20 protein-coding genes and 4 tRNA genes are annotated in these 18,773 nt (G+C 71.0%); 10 read left to right on the top strand and 14 right to left on the bottom strand.

Translation table 11 applies throughout. The annotated features are described in order from the left end of the window. The first annotated feature begins 62 nt into the window (after positions 1-62). The 3 genes from hemE to hemQ are packed head-to-tail and all read left to right on the top strand — an operon-like array spanning position 63 to position 3,165. Positions 63-1,100, top strand: coding sequence for a uroporphyrinogen decarboxylase (gene hemE, locus LO931_RS00370; protein WP_229051214.1), 1,038 nt, complete (start codon positions 63-65; stop codon positions 1,098-1,100). After that, complete coding sequence (gene hemG, locus LO931_RS00365; protein ID WP_229051213.1) at positions 1,100-2,431, top strand: protoporphyrinogen oxidase; 1,332 nt, start codon at positions 1,100-1,102, stop codon at positions 2,429-2,431. Before hemE ends, hemG begins: the two co-directional genes overlap by 1 nt. 5 nt (positions 2,432-2,436) lie before the next feature. Then, positions 2,437-3,165, top strand: coding sequence for a hydrogen peroxide-dependent heme synthase (hemQ, locus tag LO931_RS00360; RefSeq protein ID WP_229051212.1), 729 nt, complete (start codon positions 2,437-2,439; stop codon positions 3,163-3,165). Positions 3,166-3,195: 30 nt separating this feature from the next. Here the strand turns inward: hemQ and msrB are convergent, their stop codons facing one another. Further along, the gene (msrB, locus tag LO931_RS00355) at positions 3,196-3,624 is read right to left on the bottom strand and encodes a peptide-methionine (R)-S-oxide reductase MsrB (protein WP_229051211.1); all 429 of its coding nucleotides are present in this window, start codon (positions 3,622-3,624) and stop codon (positions 3,196-3,198) included. A gap of 1 nt (position 3,625) precedes the next feature. After that, positions 3,626-4,117 (bottom strand): hypothetical protein, encoded by a 492-nt coding sequence (locus tag LO931_RS00350; protein ID WP_229051210.1) that lies wholly within the window; start codon positions 4,115-4,117, stop codon positions 3,626-3,628. A 74-nt stretch (positions 4,118-4,191) separates the two neighbouring features. Here LO931_RS00350 and LO931_RS00345 point away from each other — a divergent pair, with 74 nt between their 5' ends. Continuing rightward, positions 4,192-5,055, top strand: coding sequence for a PPK2 family polyphosphate kinase (locus LO931_RS00345; RefSeq protein ID WP_229051209.1), 864 nt, complete (start codon positions 4,192-4,194; stop codon positions 5,053-5,055). Between the two features lie 4 nt (positions 5,056-5,059). Here LO931_RS00345 and LO931_RS00340 read toward each other — a convergent pair whose 3' ends face one another. From LO931_RS00340 to LO931_RS00325, 4 genes are all read right to left on the bottom strand, one after another. Further along, positions 5,060-5,824 carry a sirohydrochlorin chelatase gene (locus tag LO931_RS00340; RefSeq protein WP_229051208.1) on the bottom strand — a complete coding sequence of 255 codons (765 nt, stop codon included), beginning with the start codon at positions 5,822-5,824 and terminating at the stop codon, positions 5,060-5,062. Then, on the bottom strand, positions 5,821-6,036 hold the full coding sequence (locus tag LO931_RS00335) for a hypothetical protein (protein WP_229051207.1): 216 nt from the start codon (positions 6,034-6,036) through the stop codon (positions 5,821-5,823). The genes LO931_RS00340 and LO931_RS00335 overlap by 4 nt, the downstream gene beginning before the upstream one ends. Before the next feature lie 79 nt (positions 6,037-6,115). Beyond that, positions 6,116-7,795, bottom strand: coding sequence for a nitrite/sulfite reductase (locus tag LO931_RS00330; protein ID WP_229051206.1), 1,680 nt, complete (start codon positions 7,793-7,795; stop codon positions 6,116-6,118). A gap of 299 nt (positions 7,796-8,094) precedes the next feature. Then, positions 8,095-8,721, bottom strand: coding sequence for a hypothetical protein (locus LO931_RS00325; RefSeq protein ID WP_229051205.1), 627 nt, complete (start codon positions 8,719-8,721; stop codon positions 8,095-8,097). A 134-nt stretch (positions 8,722-8,855) separates the two neighbouring features. On the opposite strand from LO931_RS00325, the gene LO931_RS00320 reads away from it, so the two are divergent. Next, on the top strand, positions 8,856-9,833 hold the full coding sequence (locus LO931_RS00320; protein WP_229051204.1) for a YihY/virulence factor BrkB family protein: 978 nt from the start codon (positions 8,856-8,858) through the stop codon (positions 9,831-9,833). Here LO931_RS00320 and LO931_RS00315 read toward each other — a convergent pair. The 4 genes from LO931_RS00315 to LO931_RS00300 form a co-directional block, all read right to left on the bottom strand. Then, positions 9,830-10,189: a YchJ family protein gene (locus LO931_RS00315; protein ID WP_229051203.1), complete on the bottom strand. Its 360-nt coding sequence runs from the start codon at positions 10,187-10,189 to the stop codon at positions 9,830-9,832. The genes LO931_RS00320 and LO931_RS00315 overlap by 4 nt on opposite strands. Positions 10,190-10,263: 74 nt before the next feature. After that, a tRNA-Val gene (locus LO931_RS00310) sits at positions 10,264-10,335 on the bottom strand. 33 nt (positions 10,336-10,368) lie between these two features. Beyond that, positions 10,369-10,439 (bottom strand) — tRNA-Cys (locus tag LO931_RS00305). 26 nt (positions 10,440-10,465) lie between these two features. Then, a tRNA-Gly gene (locus LO931_RS00300) sits at positions 10,466-10,537 on the bottom strand. An 81-nt stretch (positions 10,538-10,618) separates the two neighbouring features. Between LO931_RS00300 and LO931_RS00295 the strand changes: the two genes are divergently transcribed. Further along, positions 10,619-11,467, top strand: coding sequence for an aminotransferase class IV (locus LO931_RS00295; protein ID WP_229051202.1), 849 nt, complete (start codon positions 10,619-10,621; stop codon positions 11,465-11,467). Here the strand turns inward: LO931_RS00295 and LO931_RS00290 are convergent. Beyond that, positions 11,464-12,765, bottom strand: a complete 1,302-nt coding sequence (locus LO931_RS00290; RefSeq protein ID WP_229051201.1) for an HNH endonuclease signature motif containing protein — start codon at positions 12,763-12,765, stop codon at positions 11,464-11,466. The genes LO931_RS00295 and LO931_RS00290 overlap by 4 nt on opposite strands. 149 nt (positions 12,766-12,914) lie before the next feature. Here LO931_RS00290 and LO931_RS00285 point away from each other — a divergent pair. The 3 genes from LO931_RS00285 (at position 12,915) to LO931_RS00275 (ending at position 14,167) form a co-directional block, all read left to right on the top strand. Beyond that, positions 12,915-12,986 (top strand) — tRNA-Val (locus tag LO931_RS00285). 205 nt (positions 12,987-13,191) lie between these two features. Then, positions 13,192-13,380 carry a hypothetical protein gene (locus tag LO931_RS00280; protein WP_229051200.1) on the top strand — a complete coding sequence of 63 codons (189 nt, stop codon included), beginning with the start codon at positions 13,192-13,194 and terminating at the stop codon, positions 13,378-13,380. Positions 13,381-13,792: 412 nt separating this feature from the next. Beyond that, entirely contained in the window at positions 13,793-14,167 is a 375-nt protein-coding gene (locus LO931_RS00275; protein WP_229051199.1) for a hypothetical protein, read from the top strand. A gap of 182 nt (positions 14,168-14,349) precedes the next feature. Here the strand turns inward: LO931_RS00275 and LO931_RS00270 are convergent, their stop codons facing one another. From LO931_RS00270 to LO931_RS00260, 3 genes are read right to left on the bottom strand one after another with little or no spacing between them, the layout of a single operon-like run. Next, entirely contained in the window at positions 14,350-14,985 is a 636-nt protein-coding gene (locus LO931_RS00270; protein WP_229051198.1) for an acetoacetate decarboxylase family protein, read from the bottom strand. After that, positions 14,976-16,397: an NAD(P)/FAD-dependent oxidoreductase gene (locus tag LO931_RS00265; RefSeq protein ID WP_229051197.1), complete on the bottom strand. Its 1,422-nt coding sequence runs from the start codon at positions 16,395-16,397 to the stop codon at positions 14,976-14,978. Before LO931_RS00265 ends, LO931_RS00270 begins: the two co-directional genes overlap by 10 nt. Next, positions 16,394-16,990 carry a TetR/AcrR family transcriptional regulator gene (locus LO931_RS00260; protein ID WP_229051196.1) on the bottom strand — a complete coding sequence of 199 codons (597 nt, stop codon included), beginning with the start codon at positions 16,988-16,990 and terminating at the stop codon, positions 16,394-16,396. Before LO931_RS00260 ends, LO931_RS00265 begins: the two co-directional genes overlap by 4 nt. A 58-nt stretch (positions 16,991-17,048) precedes the next feature. Between LO931_RS00260 and LO931_RS00255 the strand changes: the two genes are divergently transcribed. Beyond that, positions 17,049-18,770, top strand: coding sequence for a GMC family oxidoreductase (locus LO931_RS00255; protein ID WP_229051195.1), 1,722 nt, complete (start codon positions 17,049-17,051; stop codon positions 18,768-18,770). Positions 18,771-18,773 lie beyond the last annotated feature (3 nt).

Raw genomic sequence — 18,773 nt, 5'->3', positions numbered from 1 at the left:
GCCTGCATGCCCATGGGGCGGTGCCTGATCGCCCATGGGGCGGTGCCTGCGAGACTGGACCGGTGACGACGACGCTGTCCGAGAGCCCGTTCCTGCGCGCCTGCCGCGGCGAGGCTCCTGCCCACGTCCCGGTCTGGTTCATGCGCCAGGCGGGCCGTTCGCTGCCGGAGTACCGCGCGATCCGCGAGGGCGTCGCGATGCTCGACTCCTGCTTCACGACCGACCTCGTCGTCGAGATCACGATGCAGCCCGTCCGTCGCCACGGCGTCGACGCCGCGATCTTCTTCTCCGACATCGTCGTGCCGCTGAAGGCGATCGGGGTCGACCTCGACATCGTCCCGGGCGTCGGTCCGGTGGTGGCCGAGCCGATCCGCACCCGCAGCCAGCTCGACCAGCTGCGTGAACTCGAGCCCGACGACGTCGCTCCCGTCATCGCGGCCGTCACGGCCCTCACGGGCGAGCTCGGTGGCACGCCGCTGATCGGCTTCGCGGGGGCCCCGTTCACGCTGGCGTCCTACCTGGTGGAGGGTCGCCCGTCGCGCGACTACCGGAACACCAAGGCGCTCATGCACACCGATCCGCAGCTGTGGCACGACCTCCTCGGCCGCATCGCCTCCATCGCCGGCGAGTTCCTGCGGATGCAGGTGCAGGCGGGTGCGTCGGCGATCCAGCTCTTCGACTCGTGGGCGGGAGCGCTGAGCCTGGCCGACTACCGCACGTTCGCGCAGCCGCACTCGGCCGCCGTGCTCGACGCGGTGGCCGACCTGGGCGTTCCCCGCATCCACTTCGGCGTCGGCACGGGCGAGCTGCTCGGCGCGATGGGCGAGGCGGGAGCCGACGTCGTGGGCGTGGACTGGCGGGTGCCCCTCGACGAGGCGGTGCGCCGCGTCGGTCCCGGCAAGGCGTTGCAGGGCAACCTCGACCCCACCACGCTGTTCGCACCACCCGAGGTCGTCGAGCGCGAGGCACGCCGGGTGCTCGACCAGGGCCGGGCCGCCCACGGCCACGTGTTCAACCTCGGTCACGGCGTGATGCCGGAGATCGACCCGGACGCCCTCACGCGGCTCGTCGACGTCGTGCACGCGTACGAGCTCGACTGATGAGGGTCGCCGTCGTCGGTGCCGGCATCGCGGGGCTGACCGCGGCCCACGAGCTGGCCCGTCAGGGTCACGAGGTGCTGGTGCTCGAGGGGTCCGACCGCATCGGCGGCAAGCTGCTGGTCGGCGACGTCGGCGGGGTCCAGGTCGACCTGGGTGCCGAGTCGGTGCTCGCGCGGCGTCCTGAGGCGGTCGGCCTGATCGACGCGATCGGGTTGCACGACCGGGTCCAGCACCCGGCGACCACCGCCGCCGGCGTGTGGACCCGCGGAGCGGTGCGGGCACTCCCGCCGACGGTGCTCGGCGTGCCGGCCGATCTCGAGGCGCTGGCGGCCAGCGGCATCGTCGACGGGGTCGACGTCCGTCCCACGCCCGTGCCCGACGCCGACCTCTCGGTGGGCGAGTACGTCACGGCGCGCGCCGGTCGCGAGGTCGTCGACCGTCTCGTCGAGCCGCTGCTGGGCGGCGTGTACGCGGGGCACGCCGACGACATCTCGCTGCGCGCCGCGGCTCCGCAGCTGCTGGCCCTGGGCGACGACCCGGTCGGCTCCGCGGTGGCGGCCCGTGCGGCTGCAGACCCCGGGCCGCCGTCGCCGGTGTTCGCCGGTCTGGTCGGTGGCGTGGGCACGCTGCCTGCTGCCCTCCTCGCCGCTTCCGGGGCCGAGATCCGCACGGGCTGCACCGTGCGACTCCTCGAGCGTGACGGGGACGGCTGGCGCCTCCTGGCAGGCGCCGTCGGCGCGGTCGAGGAGATCACGGCCGACGCGGTCGTCGTCGCCGCGCCCGCTCCGGCGTCCGCGCGACTGCTCGCGGAGGTCGCGCCCGACGCGGCGTTCGCTCTTGCCGGCATCGACTACGCCAGCGTCGCGCTGGTGACGGTCGTCATCGACGACCACGTCGAGCTGCCCGGTTCCGGGTTCCTCGTGCCGCCGGTCGACGGGCGCTTCGTGAAGGCCGCGACGTTCAGCTCGAACAAGTGGTCCTGGGTCGGCGACTCGGGCCGCACCGTCCTGCGCGCCTCGGTCGGTCGCGCGGGGGAGTCCACCGCGTTGCAGGTGCCGGACGGAGAGCTGGTGGCACGCGTATTGGCCGACCTCGCCGAGGCCGTGGGCCCCCTGCCCACCCCGGCCGACACGCACGTGCAGCGCTGGGGTGGCGCCCTGCCCCAGTACGTCGTGGGGCACCTCGACACGGCGGACACCGCTCGCCGCTCGGTCGCGGAGGTGCGCGGGCTCGAGGTGTGCGGCGCGGCCTACGGCGGCGTCGGCATCGCCGCGGTCGTCGCGGGCGCGCAGGACGCGGTGTCGCGCCTGTTGGCCGGCTTGGGAGACTGAGGGTCATGACGACTGAGCGGGTGCCGAACCAGGGCAAGCTGGCCAAGGAGATCAACGACACGATCCGCTACGCGATGTGGTCGGTGTTCCGCCTGGATCGCGTTCTCGGTGACGACGAGGGCTCCGCCGACGTGCGCGCCTCCGAGGCGGCCGAGGTCGAGGCGCTCGTGGCCCGGCTCGCCGACGAGGACGTCGTGGTCCGGGGCAGCTACGACGTCAGCGGCATCCGCGCCGACGCCGACCTCATGGTCTGGTGGCACGCGCCCACGGCCGACGCGCTCCAGGCCGCCTACAACACGTTCCGGCGCACGGCGCTCGGCTCCCGCATGGCGCCCGTGTGGTCGCAGACCGCGCTGCACCGTCCGGCCGAGTTCAACCGGTCGCACATCCCGGCGTTCATGGCCGACGAGGAGGTGCGCGAGTGGGTCTGTGTGTACCCGTTCGTGCGCTCCTACGAGTGGTACCTGCTGCCGGAGGACGAGCGTCGCGACATGCTGAAGGAGCACGGCATGCAGGCGCGTCCGTACCCGGACGTGCGTGCCAACACGGTCGCCTCGTTCGCGCTCGGCGACTACGAGTGGATGCTGGCCTTCGAGGCCGACGAGCTCCACCGCATCGTCGACCTGATGCGCGAGCTCCGCGCCAGCCGCGCGCGGCGTCACGTGCGCGAGGAGGTCCCGTTCTACACGGGACGCAAGCGCACCTGGGCCGAGCTCACCGCCCTCTGGCCGTGAGCCCCGGCCCTCAGGAGCGGGCCTGGTCGGTCAGGCGTCGTCGGGGCGAAGCTGCAGCGCGATGCCGTTGATGCAGTAGCGCTGGTCGGTGGGAGTGTCGAACCCCTCGCCCTCGAAGACGTGTCCGAGGTGCGAGCCGCAGGTCGCGCAGCGCACCTCGGTGCGGGTGCGGAACATCGACTTGTCCTCGACGTACTCGACGCTGTCGCCGGCGAGCGGGCTGTAGAACGCCGGCCAGCCGCAGTGGGCGTCGAACTTCGTCTCGCTGCGGAACAGCTCGGCGCCGCACGCGCGGCACGCGTAGACGCCCACCGTCGGATCGGTCTCGTACGAGCTGCTGCCCGGCCGCTCGGTGCCGGCCTGGCGGAGGACGTGGTACTCGGCGGAGCTCAGCTCGCCGCGCCACTCGTCCTCGCTCTTGGCGACGTCGTAGGTCTTGTCAGAGTTCAGGTGTGCCATGTCAGGCCTGTCCGTCGAAGGGAACGTGCTCGATGAGGTGAAGGGTCGGGACGTCGAGAGCCCGCTTTGCGCGAGCTGACCAGTCGAGTCCGAAGAACTCCTTCACGAAGTGTGGTTCGGTCAGGATGATCGCCTCGGCTGCCTTCTCCGAGGCGACGACCCGCACGAGCTCGTCGACCGGGTCGTCCTCGGTCAGGAGCGCGACGACCTGCTGCCCGCGGGCGCGGAGCAGCGTGGCGCTCGACTCGAGCTCCGCAGCACCCTGCCGCCGGACCTCGTCGGCAGCGTCGAGGACGACGCCCGGAGCCACCGGGGGAGCGATCTCGCCGGCGCCGAGGGCGCTGAGCGAGGACGCGAGCGCCGTGGAGGAGCTCTCCACGGGCAGGATCAGGTGATACGTGACGGTGTCGTCCAACGCCTCGTGCAGCGCGACCAGCTGGTCGGCGTCGAGGTCGTTGAGCGCCCGTTCCACGAGAACGGCGACGGGGTACATGCCTCCAGACTACGACCGGTCACGAAGTCTGCGCGCGAGCAGTGCGGCGAGGCCGGGGTTGCCATACTGCGGTCATGACGACCGACCTGCGCGCGCTGCTGGAGACCCATGGACGCGTCGACCTCGCCGCGATCGACGCACGATCGACGCCCGGCTTCGAGGGCGACGGCAAGTCCGACGGCAAGGCGGCTCTCGCCGCGCTGGGGCCTGAGCTCGCCGAGCTCCAGGAGCGCCTCTACGCGGGAGGGCGGGCCGAGAGCACCGACCGGCGCGTGCTCCTCCTGCTGCAGGGCATGGACACCTCCGGCAAGGGCGGCACGATCGGCGCCGTCGGGGGTCTGGTCGAGCCCCAGGGCCTGGTGCTCTCGTCGTTCGGCAAGCCGACCCCCGAGGAGCTCGCCCACGACTTCCTCTGGCGCGTGCGGCCGAGGCTGCCCGAGGCCGGCCAGGTCGGCGTGTTCGACCGGTCCCACTACGAGGACGTGCTGATCGGTCGTGTCCGCCAGCTGGCCGACCCGGCCGAGCTCGAGCGCCGCTACGGCGCGATCGTGGACTTCGAGCAGCACTTCGTCGAGAGCGGGGGAGTCCTGGTCAAGTGCCTGCTGCACATCGACGCCGACGTGCAGGCCGATCGTCTGCGCGCGCGGCTCGCGGACCCCACGAAGTTCTGGAAGTACAACCCGGCCGACCTCGACGAGCGGGCACTGTGGAGCGAGTACCGCGTGGCGTACGAGGTCGCCGTGGAGCGCACGTCGACCGACGTCGCGCCCTGGTACGTCGTGCCGGCCGGACGCAAGTGGTACCGCAACTGGGCCGTCGCGACGCTGCTGCTGGAGGCGCTGCGCTCGCTCGACCTGCAGTGGCCCCCGGCAGACTTCGACCCGGCCGCCGAGCTCGCCCGTCTGGACGGGGAGAACGGCGACCGGGCCGAGGAGTGACGTCTCAGACGCCGGCGAACAGTGCGTCGAGCGGCACCAGGTCGACCGCGCCGACCGCGTAGCGCGCGAGGATGATCGAGGCGATCTCCTCGTCGACGCCGAGCGGCTCGGCAACGGCGACGGCGCCGGCCTCGAGCGCCAGCTCCCTCACGCGGTCGGGCAGGAGGCCCGGTGCGAGGAACAACATGCCCACGGCGATGTGACGACGTCCGTCCGCGCGGTGCGCCCGCACGGCCTCGCCGGCCGCCGGCGGGACGCTCGACGCGAACGCCGCGATCGTCGGCAGCTTGTGGTGTGCGCCCCAGGCGCGCGCCGCGCGGGCGATGGCCGCGTTGGCGACCGGGTCGGTCGACCCGGCTCCGGCGAGCACGAGCGCGTCGAGCTCTCGGACACGACGCTCCTTGAGCGCCTCACGCAGCCGGGTGTCGAGCACGCGGAACAGGGCGCCCTCGATGCCGAGCACGTCGGTGGTCTGGATGCGCAGACCCTCGTGCCGCGTCGCGGCAGCGGCCACGACGGCCGGCACGTCGTACTTGGCGTGGTACGCCTCCGTGAGGAGCAGCGGCACGACGACGATCTCGGAGTGGCCCTCGGCGACGAGACGGTCGACGACCGCGTCGAGGTTCGGGTCGCAGTGGTCGAGGAAGGCAGGGGCCACACGGAGGTCAGGGCGCAGGCACGCGACCATCTCCGTCAGGGCTGTGATGGTGCGGGCCGACCGCGGGTCGCGGCTGCCGTGTGCCAGGGCAATGAGTGCAGGTGCGCTCATGATGTCCTCCTTTCGTGGTGCTCGGCCCCCGCGGTGGGGGGCAGGGCGTGGGTGGTGGGGGGAAGAGTGGCGGGGTTGAGCTGGCCGATGAACGAGAGCTTGAAGGCACGCATGCAGCTGCGACACTCCCAGGCTCCGTGCGCCTCGCCGTGCGGGCGCAGGTCCTCGTCGGCGCAGTAGGGGCAGTGGAACGGGACGGCGCGGGCGCTCATCGCTCGGCTCCCTTCTGACGATCAGTCATCGCAGCGTCCATCTCGCGATCAGTCATCGCAGCGTCCATCTCGCGATCAGTCATCGCAGGACCTCCTCGTCGGCGCGGGCGACCCACTGGGCGAAAGACTCGTCGTCGTTGCGCTGGTCGAGGTAGCCGCGCGTGAGCCGCTCGACGTAGTCGGGCAGCTGGGCACCCGTGACCTTGTGGGCCCGGATCTTGCGTCCGAAGCCGGCCTGCAGCCCCAGGGCACCGCCGAGGTGCACCTGGAAGCCCTCGACCTGGTCGCCGTTCTCGTCGAGCACGAGCTGGCCCTTGAGGCCGATGTCGGCGGTCTGGATGCGGGCGCAGGAGTTCGGGCAGCCGTTGATGTTGATCGTGATCGGCGTGTCGAGGTCGGGCACGCGCTGCTCGAGCTCGCCGACCAGGTCGATGCCGCGCTGCTTGGTCTCGACGATCGCGAGCTTGCAGTACTCGATGCCGGTGCAGGCCATCGTGTTCTGGCGCCAGGCGGACGGGCGGGCGTGCAGGCCGATCGCGGCCAGGTCGGCGACGAGCGACTCGACCTGGTCCTCCTCGACGTCCAGGACGACGAGCTTCTGCATCGGCGTCGTGGCGACCCGCTGCGAGCCGTGGGCCTCGACGATGTCGGCGACCTGCGACAGCAGGGTCCCGGAGATGCGGCCGACCGCGGAGGCGACGCCGACGTAGAACTTGCCGTCGTTCTGCGGGTGGACGCCCACGTGGTCGACGGGGGTGGTCGGCACCTCGGGTGCCTCGAGGTCGATCAGCGTGCGCTCGAGGTACTCGGTCTCGAGGACCTCGCGGAACTTCTCGATGCCCCAGTCGGCGACGAGGAACTTCAGGCGGGCGCGGGCCCGGAGGCGGCGGTAGCCGTAGTCGCGGAAGATGCTGACGATGCCCTCCCAGACCGCGGGGACCTCGTCGATCGGGACCCAGGCGCCGAGGCGCTGCGCGAGCATGGGGTTGGTCGACAGTCCGCCGCCGACCCAGACGTCGAAGCCGGCTCCGTGCTCGGGGTGGATCGCGCCGATGAAGGCGATGTCGTTGATCTGCGGCACGACGTCGTGGCCGGGGTGGCCGCTGATCGCCGACTTGAACTTGCGGGGCAGGTTCGAGAAGGCGCGGTCACCGATGTAGCGGCTCTCGATCGCGTCGATCGCGGGGCGCGCGTCGATGATCTCGTCGTTCGAGACCCCGGCGACGGGGCTGCCGAGGATGACGCGGGGGCAGTCGCCGCAGGCCTCCTGCGTGGACAGGCCGACCGACTCCAGGCGCTCCCAGATCGTCGGCACGTCGCGGACATCGATCCAGTGGTACTGCACGTTCTGGCGGTCGGTCAGGTCGGCGGTGTCCTGGGCGAACTCGGTCGAGATCTCGGCGACGGTCCGCAGCTGCTCGAGGTTCAGCTGACCGCCGTCGATGCGCACACGCAGCATGAAGCGGTCGGCATCGAGCTCTTCGGGCTCCAGCGTGGCGGTCTTGCCGCCGTCGATGCCGGCCTTGCGCTGGGTGTACAGGCCCCACCAGCGGAACCGTCCGCGCAGGTCGCTCGGGTCGATGCTCTCGAAGCCGCGGTGCGCGTAGATGTTCTCGATCCGGGCGCGGACGTTGAGCGGGTTGTCGTCCTTCTTGGACTGCTCGTTGGCGTTGAGCGGCTCGCGGTACCCCAGAGCCCACTGGCCCTCACCGCGCTTGGCGCGGGGACGGCGGGCAGCTGGTGCATCGGTCTGAGCCATGGATTTCCTCACAGGAGGAGCGCACGGCTGGGCCACGGGTGCAGCGGTCGCCGCGCGCCCGGACGATCACGAATCGGTCAACGGGGGCGCTTGTTCAGCGACACGCCATGGTGCGGGCACGACCCAGGTCCACGTGGAGGCGCTCCACGAGAAAGACCGGGTGTGCTGACTGCATGCCCTGAGTCTGTCGGCGGTCGTGTCATCCGCCAAACTTTTGTCTCATCCAGTGGACGATGCATCCACATGATGGACACTCAGGTAGCTCCTCGCTGAAACCCCGGAGGCCGATGTGGCGTGGGTCACTCGTCGTGGGGCAGCAGCGCGCTGACCGTGTACGTGCCGACCACCGCTCCGGCGACCGCTGCGACGAGCGCGATCGCGGTGGCGTCCCACGGGATCAGCCCGGCGGTCGCGAGGCCCAGGAGGAGCGCCGGGTTGAACGCCCCGAGCAGCGCGAGCGGCCCCGTGCCTCCGGCCACGAGTGCCGGGACCGCTGACAGCGCCACCGGCCCGCCACCGTCGATCGACAGGGTGACCCACGCCGACGTGATGCCCACCAGCGCACCGGTCACGGCCGCGAGCACGAGGGTCGGTTCGGCCAGGAGCAGCGTGGGCCCGAGCCGGTCGTCGAGCGCGTTGGCCGCGGCGCCGATCGCGACCGCGAGCACGGCCTGGACCGCGAGCACGGGCAGCAGGGTGCCCCAGGCCGAGCGCCCGACGATGGCGAGCGCGACGCCCGGCAGCGTTCCGGTCGCATCGAGCCCCGACGCGTCCTCGGTGGACGACAGCGCGGCGAACCAGGTCAGCAGCACGGACACTGCCGCGACCACGGCGACCGCGAGCACGGGATCGGTCGCCCGCAGGGCCGCGAGGGCGGTGATCGTGACGGCCGCGCCGTGGAGGGCGGCCGAGGCCAGTGTGCGCACGTCAGGCTCCTGTCGGGGGGGCCGCCTGACGGTCGTCGCCGGGTCCGGGCCTCGGGGGAGCGTACCGAACTCGCGCGGCGCGGCACGGTTCTCAGGTCGCGTCCGACGGGTCGTCGTGCGGATACGGTAGGCGCATGTCGGCGTCCGGATCAGGCTGGCCGGACTTCGTCACGCAGGTGCCGCGAGTCGCGCGCCACGCCTTCAGCAACTGCTTCCGCAACCGGGTGACCGGTCTGGCGGCCGAGGCGGCCTTCTTCGCGATCCTCTCGCTCCCGCCGCTCGTGTTCGGCCTGGCGGGCGCGATCGGCTTCATCGCCGAGCGCTACCAGGTCGCGCAGGTCGACGTGCTGAAGGACCGCGTGATCGACCTGGCCTCCCGGGCCCTGACCGACAGCACCGTCGACGCGGTCATCACGCCGACGCTCGACGAGGTGCTGCGCGGTGGCCGGTTCGACGTCGTGTCGATCGGCTTCCTCCTCGCCCTGTGGTCGGGGTCGCGAGCGCTCAACGTCTTCATCGACACCATCACGATCATGTACGGCCTCGGCGGACACCGCGGCATCGTGAAGACCCGTGCCCTCTCCTTCGGGCTGTACGTCGTGGCCCTCGTGCTCGGCATCGTCCTGGTTCCCCTGCTGCTGGCGGGCCCCGACGTCGTGCAGGCCGTGACGCCCGACAACGTCAACTTCCTCACGCAGCTGTACTGGCCGACGGTCCTGCTCCTCTCCGTCGGCTTCCTGTGCACGCTCTACCACCTGGCCGTGCCGATCCGGAAGAGCTGGCGTTCCGGCCTCCCGGGAGCGTTCTTCACCATCGCGATGTGGATCTTCGGGGCGTACCTCGTGCGCTGGCTCCTGGGATTCAGCAGCGGGGGCACGTCGATCTACGGCCCGCTCGCAGCGCCCATCGCGGTGCTGCTGCTGTTGTACGTCCTGTCGATCTCGGTGCTGATCGGTGCGGCGATCAACGCGGCGTACGACGAGCTGCGGCACCCAGAGCCGAGCGACGAGTCCGTGCCGGCCGCGAAAGCGTCGGACGAGCGGCCGATCACTTCAGCAGACCCCTCACCACCCGTGGGACCGGGCCGGCCCGTCGAGAAGCCTGCGGGCTAGACGCTCACGCCGTCGAGGTAGAACCAGCGCTCGTCCTCGTGGACGAACCGGCTGACCTCGTGCTGGCGACCGCGTCCCTCGGGACGGCGGTAGTAGGCGATGAACTCCACGAGCGCCGGTTCGGTTCGCTCGACGTCGAGCCGGAGCCAGCGGGTCTCGTCGTCGAGCTCCAGCGTCGAGGGGCGCGTCGACGGGTGCCAGGTACGCAGCAGGTGAGCGGCGTCGCCGACGGCGAACGCGGTGAAGCGAGACCGCATGAGCTGCTCGGCGGTCGTGGCCGCGCCGTGCTCGGCCAGGACGGGCCCGCAGCAGGCCTCCAGGGGGAGTCCGCTCGTGCAGGGGCAGCGTGAGGTCACGCCACCAGTCTGGCCGAGGCCGTCAGAGCAAGACAAAACCCCCGGAATCGGCGAGGAATCCGGGGGTCTTGCTGTGGGCGATACTGGGTTTGAACCAGTGACCTCTTCCGTGTCAGGGAAGCGCGCTACCGCTGCGCCAATCGCCCGTGTGGGGGTTTTTCAGTTGTGTGGTGATCCCGAGGTGGGTACGGGATTTGAACCCGTGTAGACGGATTTGCAGTCCGTTGCCTCGCCTCTCGGCCAACCCACCGATGGATGGGCCGCAACCCTGTTCCGAGCGGACAACGAGATTCGAACTCGCGACCCTCACCTTGGCAAGGTGATGCTCTACCACTGAGCTATGTCCGCACTGGCCTCTTGCGAGGCCGAGAGGAAACATTAGCCGATGCATCCCGCCACGCCCAAACCGGGGTCGCGTAGGTTGGCGGCATGCGTGTGTGGGTCGACGGACGAGTGCTGGAATCTCCGCAAGAACGCGCGCTGAGCGTGCTCGATCACGGTCTCGTGGTGGGCGACGGCGTGTTCGAGACGGTCAAGGTCGAGCAGGGGCGACCGTTCGCCCTCGCGCGCCACCTCGAGCGGTTGTCGCGCTCGGCGACGGGTCTCGGCATCGGCGAGCCGGACCTCGACGCGGTCCGCGCCGGCGTCGTCGCGACGCTCGAGGGGCACGACCTGCCGTTCGGACGGATCCGCATCACGGTCACCTCCGGCCTCGGACCGCTGGGATCACCACGCGGCGACGGCGACCAGACCGTGGTGGTGGCCACCGAGCCCTGCGACCGGCCGCCCGCGGTCAGCCGCATCGCCACGGTGCCGTGGCCGCGCAACGAGCGCGGCGCCTTGGCGGGCCTCAAGACCACGTCGTACGGCGAGAACGCGCTGATGGTCGAGGCGGCGCTCGCCCGCGGTGCCTCGGAGGCCGTCATGCCGAACACCCAGGGCCAGGTCTGCGAGGGCACCGGCTCGAACATCGTCTACGTGCTCGACGGGCGCGTCGTGACGCCGTCGCTCCCGGCCGGACCGCTGGCCGGCATCACTCGTGCGCTGCTCCTGGAGTGGGCTGCGGGCGAGGTCGAGATCGCCGAGGAGGACCACCCCATCGAGGTCCTGTCGGCGGCCGAGGAAGTCATGCTCGTTGGCACCACCCGGGACGTGCAGGCGATCGAGCGGGTCAACGACCGCGAGCTGGTGGCGCCCGGACCACTGACGCAGCAGCTGCAGGCGATCTGGGCGCGCCGCAGCGCCGAGTCCGAGGACCTCTGGGGCGTCGGCGCCTAGCCGGCTCGGGGGAGCGACTCGGTGCTGCAGGTGATGCGTTGCTCCCAGGCCTGTTGTCGTAGCTCGGTGCGGGGGATGCGGCTGCTGAGGTGGGTGGCGGGGTGGCGGGTGACGAGCTCGCCGCCGACGCGCTCGACGGTGAGCAACCCCGCGTGCACCAAGTGGTGGCAACCCACGCAGTAGCCGATGAGCTCCTTGACATTCGTCGTGCCGCCGCGGGACCACCACGTGGCGTGGTGCATCTCCAGGTGCGTGTTGGTGCAGCCGGGATTGGCGCATCGATGTCGTTGTCGCGCCAGGACCGCCAACCGTTGCTTCCTGGTGGCGAGCCGTTTGGTCCTGCCGACGTCGAGCACGTGCCCGGTGTCGCTGGGTGGCTTGTTCCGGTCGATCAGCAGGGCGGTGAAGTCGGCGTTGCAGCTGATCTGTGAGAGCAGACCGCCACTGATGGGACCGAACCCGATCAGCTCGGCCGGCGGTGTGGCCACCGTCGGGGCTGGTGCGGGGTCTCCGGGGTGGTGAGTCGTGGCGGCCGAGAGGGTCTCGGCGTCGACCAGGACGCTCATCTGCGGCCGGACGCCCTTGTCGGACGGCAGGCCGTTCTCCAGGACGCTGTCGAGGAGCCTGCAGAGTCCGTCGATGCGCCTCTCGGCGGCGGTGCGCTGGTCGTTGGCCTCACGCGGCACCGACAGGGATTCGAGGATCGCCTTCAGCTTGGCTCCGGTGGCGATGTCGAGGAAGCCGTTGACGTGCCAGCCGTCGGGGACGGGGTTGACCGTGATGTCGCGCTTGGCCATGCCCTTGATCCAGGCTTCCTCGAGCTCGTCGGGGTGGATCGCGGCGCGCAGCTCGCGGGCGACGTCGCGCAGCTCCTTCGGCTCACAGGTGAGCGCGACGTCGAGCAGCCACCTCGTGGACTGGGCGGTCTGGGCCTCACCGACGTGGCGACGCGCATAGGTGAACGCGGCGACATGCTCGGTGGTGACCTGCCCGTGCTGGGCGGCCTCCCGCACCTCAGGCAGGGCGTCCATGGTCTCTGACGCGGCGATGAGGCGCCAGGTCTCACCGGCACTGATGCGCAGCTCACGTCGCGCCCAGCCGGTGATGGAGGAGGCGCCCTCGGCCTCGTGACCGGCCGCGACCCTGATGCTGGCCAGGGTGTCGGCCAGCGCGGCGTCGAGAGCGTTACGGGCCGTCATGAGCGCCCGAGCGGTGTCGGTCGAGGGGCCGTGCTCGCCCGCGGTGCGCAAGGCCATCGCGGCCTCCCGCAGCACCCGAACCGCACCCTCGATCTCCATGGTTCCACCCTAGGATCGAGCACCGACCACCGACAGAATCGATCGGCCGAACCGACCCGGGCTGTGGACAACCGACGACGACCGCGCAACGTGCCGCCCCGGATTGGTGAAGGTCGGAGCGGGTGGGCTAAAGTGTCGGACGCAACAGCGGGCGATTGGCGCAGTGGTAGCGCGCTTCGTTCACACCGAAGAGGTCACTGGTTCGAACCCAGTATCGCCCACCGTTCATGACGCCTCTGGTTCCAGGGAAAACTGGAATCGGAGGCGTTCTTCGTTTCGGACCGTGTCCATCACGTGTCCAATCGCTGGCGTCTCGGCTCTCGTGTCTGGCGTCGAGGGCAGCGGGACGCCGAACGTCGTCATCGGCGCACCGCTGACGGCTTGGCGACCGCGGACCGCTGACGGCTCGTCGACTACGGTCGTAGCGTGATCAAGTGGATCGTCCGCATCGGTGCCGGAGTCTCGATCGGCCTGCTGCTGTCGAACGGTCCGGATCCCAACGACGGCCGAGTGATCGGTCTGGTCGTGCTCGCGGTCGGCGTCTACGAGGGCGTCATCCACTGGCCCCGAGGTGGGGGCGACGATGACAACTCCGGGCCCTTCAGGCCGGCCTGATCGCCTCCGCTGGTTGAACTGCTTCGGCAGTACCCCGGCCCACACGACGGCGGGCTCGGGATGCTGCCGGACGTACTGACGGCAGGCGGTCAGAGCCGGGCATGTGCCGCACGCGTGCGAGGCTGCCTCTGCCATCTCGCGGTCCTCGGACAACCACCAGCGACCGCGCGTTGGGTCGACGCATGGCGCGGGCCGCCCACCCTCGTCGAAACGATGGATCTCCGACATCAGCCGGTCGAGCCTCGAACCGCCTGACATCAGCCGGTCGAGCCTCGAACCGCCCGGTCATCAGGAGATCTCCCTGAAAGGGAGTCCGGTATCGCCCACCCGCAGAACGGCCCCGTCCGCCCGGACGGGGCCGTTCGCGTTCCGGTCCGTCGCAATGCGGCCGCGGTGCGGCCATCATGGGGTCATGCGCCTCACCGCCGTGGCAGTCCTCGCCCTCGTCCTGCCGCTCTCGGCCTGCGGCGGCTCCAGCTTCCCGTCGGCGCAGGCCGTCGCGGAGGAGCTCGGCTGCGAGGACGCCGAGCCGGACGAGGTCGTCGGGTCCGACGAGACCCTCAGCTGCTCCGTCGACGGCAACGGGTACCGGATCGCGTGGTTCGCCGACGACGACAGCCTGAGGACCTATCGACAGGCCGCCGAGAACGTCAAGGAGTACACCGAGAACGCTGGCGAGGATCCGCCCGGCGAGTTCGGGGTCGTGTTCGGCGACAACTGGGGCGTGGAGTGCCTCGACACGTCGTGCGACGAGGTCGTCGAGGCGCTCGGCGGCGAGCGGATCTAGACCACCGAGGGCCCCGGACGTGCGCCGAGGGCGACCTCGGGTGATGGTGGATGCCATGAAGACGTGGCACCGCTTCCGCGGACATCAGCTCGGCCCGGCGACCGTCCTGGGCGTCTCGCACTGGACGTGTTCCTGCGGCCGTCGCTGGCTGCCCTAGCCCGCATGACGGCCGCGTGCCGCGACTACCGCTTCCCGAAGAAGAGGTGGAACTGCTGGAGGGTCAGCGTCAGGAGCGGCGTGCGGCCGGACAGGAAGCCCAGGGGGCCGTCCTGGTCGAAGGTCCAGAAGCCCTTGCCGAGCCCGACACGCGCCGACCCGGCCACGGGGGAGACGAGCAGCGACCCGGCGCGGTCCTGCGCGATGCGGAAGCCCAGGGGCAGGCGGAACGGCAGGGCCCGGAGCCGGGCGAGCGTCAGCGTGCCGATGCCCGCGGCGGTGTAGGCCCGGTTGGTGACGCGCTCGAACTCCGCGAGGTCCTTCGGGATGGCCCAGAGGTCACGCCCGCCGGCCTTCGAGGCGGGGGAGTCGACCCAGATGTGCGTGATCGACACCCGGGGCCGCCAGCCGTCGAGCACGAGCTGGGTCGCCATGATCTCGTCGTAGGTCAGCGGGCTCGGGTCGTCGTAGCGGAAGAACGCCGCGCCGACGAGGACCCGCCCGAACAGGCGGATCTGTCGGCTGCCGGGGTGGTGCGGCGGGGGAGCCGCCCGCCGGGGGACCAGCCACACCCCGACCTGCGCGTGGCCGTGCAGGTCCCACGGCTCGGCCGGATAGGTGAGGTCGTCGCTCGACGTCGGGTCGATGTCGGTCACGCCCACGCGAAGGCCTCCGGATCCAGGTGACGGGTGGCGCGCTCGAACGGCTTGGTCGAGCCCGGCCAGTTGGACGTGATGCGCCCTGAGGGGTGGCGGTACCAGTTGTCGCACTGGCCCCATACCGAGAGCCCGAGGCGCTTCTGCACGCGCTCGTCGAACTCCCGCTCGGCCTCCTCGGTGACCTCGACGGTCTCCCACCGACCTGCGTCCAGGCGGTCCAGCACCTGACGCATGTGCCGCGCCTGCGCCTCGAGCATGTAGATGATCGAGCCGCCACCGAGGTTGGTGTTGGGGCCGTACGAGACGAACAGGTTGGGGAAGCCGGGCACGTACATGCCGAGGTAGGCGTGCGCGCCGTCCGCCCACTGCGCGGCCAGCTTGCGGCCGCCGACGCCGGTGATGTCGATCGAGTCGAGGAAGTCCTGCGCGTCGAAGCCGGTGCCGTAGACGATGACGTCGGCCTCGTGCACCGTGCCGTCGGCCGTCTCGAGACCCTCGGGCGTGACCCGGGTGATCGCGTCGGCCACCAGGTCCACGTCCGAGCGGTTCACGGTCGGGTAGAAGTTGTTCGAGAACAGGATGCGCTTGCACCCCAGCGGGTAGTCCGGCGTCAGGGCGGCGCGCGTCTCGGGGTCGTCGACCGACTTCTTCAGGTGCCAGTCGCAGACCTTCGCGATGGCGCGTCCGGTGCGCGTGCCCAGATCGAGGCCGCGTGAGAACTGCTCGCCGAACGTCCACCAGAGGCCGCGCTCGTAGGGGATCGCCTGGCGCCACCAGCGCGGGATCGCGCTGTCGGGCTTCGGGAAGATGTGGTTCGCGGACCGCTGGAACAGGGTCAGGTGCTCGGCGCGCTCGGCGAGGTGCGGGGCGTACTGGATCGCGCTGGCGCCGACCCCGACCGCCGCGACGCGCTTGCCGGTGAGGTCGAGGTCGTGACGCCACTCGGCGGAGTGGAACTGCTCGCCCGCGAAGTCGTCGATGCCGGGGATGGGCGGCAGCTTCGGTCGCGACAGCTGGCCCACGGCGCTGATCAGGACGTCGACCCGGTCGGTGCCGCCCGCGGCGAAGCCGACCTCCCACTGCCGGTCGTCCTCGATCCAGTGGGCCGACACGATCTCGTGGTCGAAGCGCACCAGCGGCGTGATGCCGAAGTCGTCGGCCGTGCGACGCAGGTAGTCGAGGATCTCGACCTGCAGCGCGTAGCGCCGGCTCCAGTCCTTGTTGACGTTGAACGAGAACGAGTAGAGCGGCGAGGGCACGTCGCACCCCGCGCCGGGGTAGGTGTTGTCGCGCCACACGCCGCCGAGCTCGCTCGAGCGCTCCCACAGGCGCACGTCGTCGTGCCCGTGGTCGCGCAGCTCCACCGCGGTCGCGATGGCGCCGAAGCCGGAGCCGATGATGCCGATCGAGGTCATGAGGTCTTCTCCTTGGTCGCGAAGAGCAGGACGGTGTCGGTGAGCAGGTCGAGCGCCTCGGCCCGGGTGAGCGTCTCGCGCACGAGCCACTCGCGGCAGACCGACTTGACGAGGGGGGCGATCGCGCGGAGGCGTGCCACCAGGTGGGGGTCGTCCGGCAGGCCGATCGCGTCGAGCGTGAGGCGGGCGGCATGGTCGTCGGCCTCGTCGACCACGACCTGCAGGTCGGAGTCGCCGTGCAGGTTCGCAGCGCCGGAGACGCTGACCCAGGTCTGTCCGTAGGTCTCGGCGGCCTGGAGGATCCAGTCCATCGTGAGCCGCACGCGGTCGGGCAGCGGCAGGTGGGACAGGTCCGGGAGCTCGGACTCCGGCATGCGGATGGAGGAGCGCATGACCTCGATGAACAGGTCGCGCTTCGAGCCGAAGTAGTGGTTGATCAGGCCGCGGGCGACGCCGGCGGCCGCAGCGAGCTCGGCGGTCGAGACGTCGTTGAAGGCGCGCGCCAGGTACAGCGGACGGACGGCGTCGATGATCTGCCGGCGCCGCTCGTCGGGTTCGAGTCGGCTGCGCACCGGGCTCGGGGAGGAGGTCACCGGGTCAGTCTGGCGAGACTATTGGCAAAGTGTCAATAGCGTGTGTAACCTGCTTCACATGCGAGACGAGAGCGATGAGTTCGACTACGACGTCGTGGTGGTGGGGTCCGGTTTCGGGGGCAGTGTCACCGCCCTCCGTCTGACCGAGAAGGGCTACAAGGTCGGCGTCATGGAGGCCGGCCGCCGCTTCGCCGACGACGAGTTCCCGGAGACCTCGTGGCGTCTGCGCCGCTACCTGTGGGCCCCGTGGGCGCGCTGCTTCGGCATCATGCGCATCACGCTGCTCAAGGACGTGCTCATCACGAGCGGCACGGGCGTCGGAGGCGGTTCGCTGGTCTATGCGAACACGCTGTACGAGCCCCTGGAGCCGTTCTACGCGGACCCGCACTGGTCGCACATCACCGACTGGCGCGACGAGCTGGCTCCGCACTACGCGCAGGCCAAGAAGATGCTCGGCGTCACGACCTATCCGGGGCGCACCCCGGCCGACGACCTCGTCGAGTCCTTGGCCCGCGACTATGGCGTCGGCGACACGTTCCACCCCACCGACGTCGGCGTGCTCTTCGGCGACGAGCCGGGAGCCGACCTGGGCGATCCCTTCTTCGGCGGCGCCGGACCCGACCGCAACGCGTGCCTCAACTGCGGGGCGTGCATGACGGGCTGCCGCCACAACGCGAAGAACACGCTGGTCAAGAACTACCTCTTCCTCGCCGAGAAGAACGGCGCCGACATCCACGCGCTCACGACCGTCCACGACGTGCGCGAGCGTGACGGTGGGGGCTACGAGGTGCGCACGCGCCGCACCGGCAACCCGCTGCGCCGCAAGCGCTTCACCGCGCGTCAGGTCGTGTTCGCGGGCAACGCGCTGAGCACGCAGGACCTCCTGCACCGCCTCCGCGAGCGCTCGCTGCCGCGTCTCTCGACGCAGATCGGTGCGCTGAGCCGCACGAACTCCGAGGCCGTGCTCTCGGCGCGGGCCTCCGCCAAGGACGCCGACTACACCGAGGGCGTGGCGATCACCTCGTCGTTCCACCCCGACGCGGTCACGCACGTCGAGCCCGTGCGCTACGGCCGCGGCTCCGGCGCCCTCAGCCTCATGAACATGGCGCTTCCCGACCGGCCCGGCCCCGGTGGCCGCCTTCGCGCCGTGCTGCGCGGCTACCGCCTGCTCGGTCTGCGGGGCACGGTGAAGCTGCACTCGCCGCGCCGCTGGGCCGAGCAGTCGATCGTGATCCTGGTGATGCAGTCGCTCGACAACTCGATCACCACCTACCGCAAGCGCGGCCTCTTCGGCTCACGGCTCACGAGCAAGCAGGGCGCCGGCGAGCCGAACCCCGACTGGATCCCGGTCGCCGACCGCGTCTCCAAGGACGTCGCCACCGCGATCGACGGCTACCCGGGCAGCTCGGCCGGCGAGCTCGTGGGCGTCCCGCTGACGGCGCACTTCATCGGCGGCTGCGTCATCGGCGAGACCGCCGAGACCGGCGTCATCGACCCGTACCAGCGCGTGCACGGCTACGACGGACTGCACGTCGCCGACGGCTCGGCGATCTCGGCGAACCTCGGGGTCAACCCGTCGCTCACGATCACGGCCCAGGCCGAGCGGGCGATGTCGCTGTGGCCCAACAAGGGCGAGGCCGATCCGCGTCCGGCTCGTGGCGAGGCCTACCGACGGGTCGACGCCGTCGCACCGGTCGCCCCGGCCGTGCCCGCGGGGGCGCCCGCGGCCCTGCTGCTGCCGATGCCGACCCTGCGACCGGCCGACCCCGTCGACGCCTGAGGC

Source organism: Aeromicrobium sp. Leaf350 (assembly GCF_916858655.1).
Taxonomy (GTDB): Bacteria; Actinomycetota; Actinomycetes; order Propionibacteriales; family Nocardioidaceae; genus Aeromicrobium.
The sequence above is the reverse complement of the archived record's forward strand: the minus strand, read 5'-3'. Positions and strand labels throughout refer to the sequence as shown.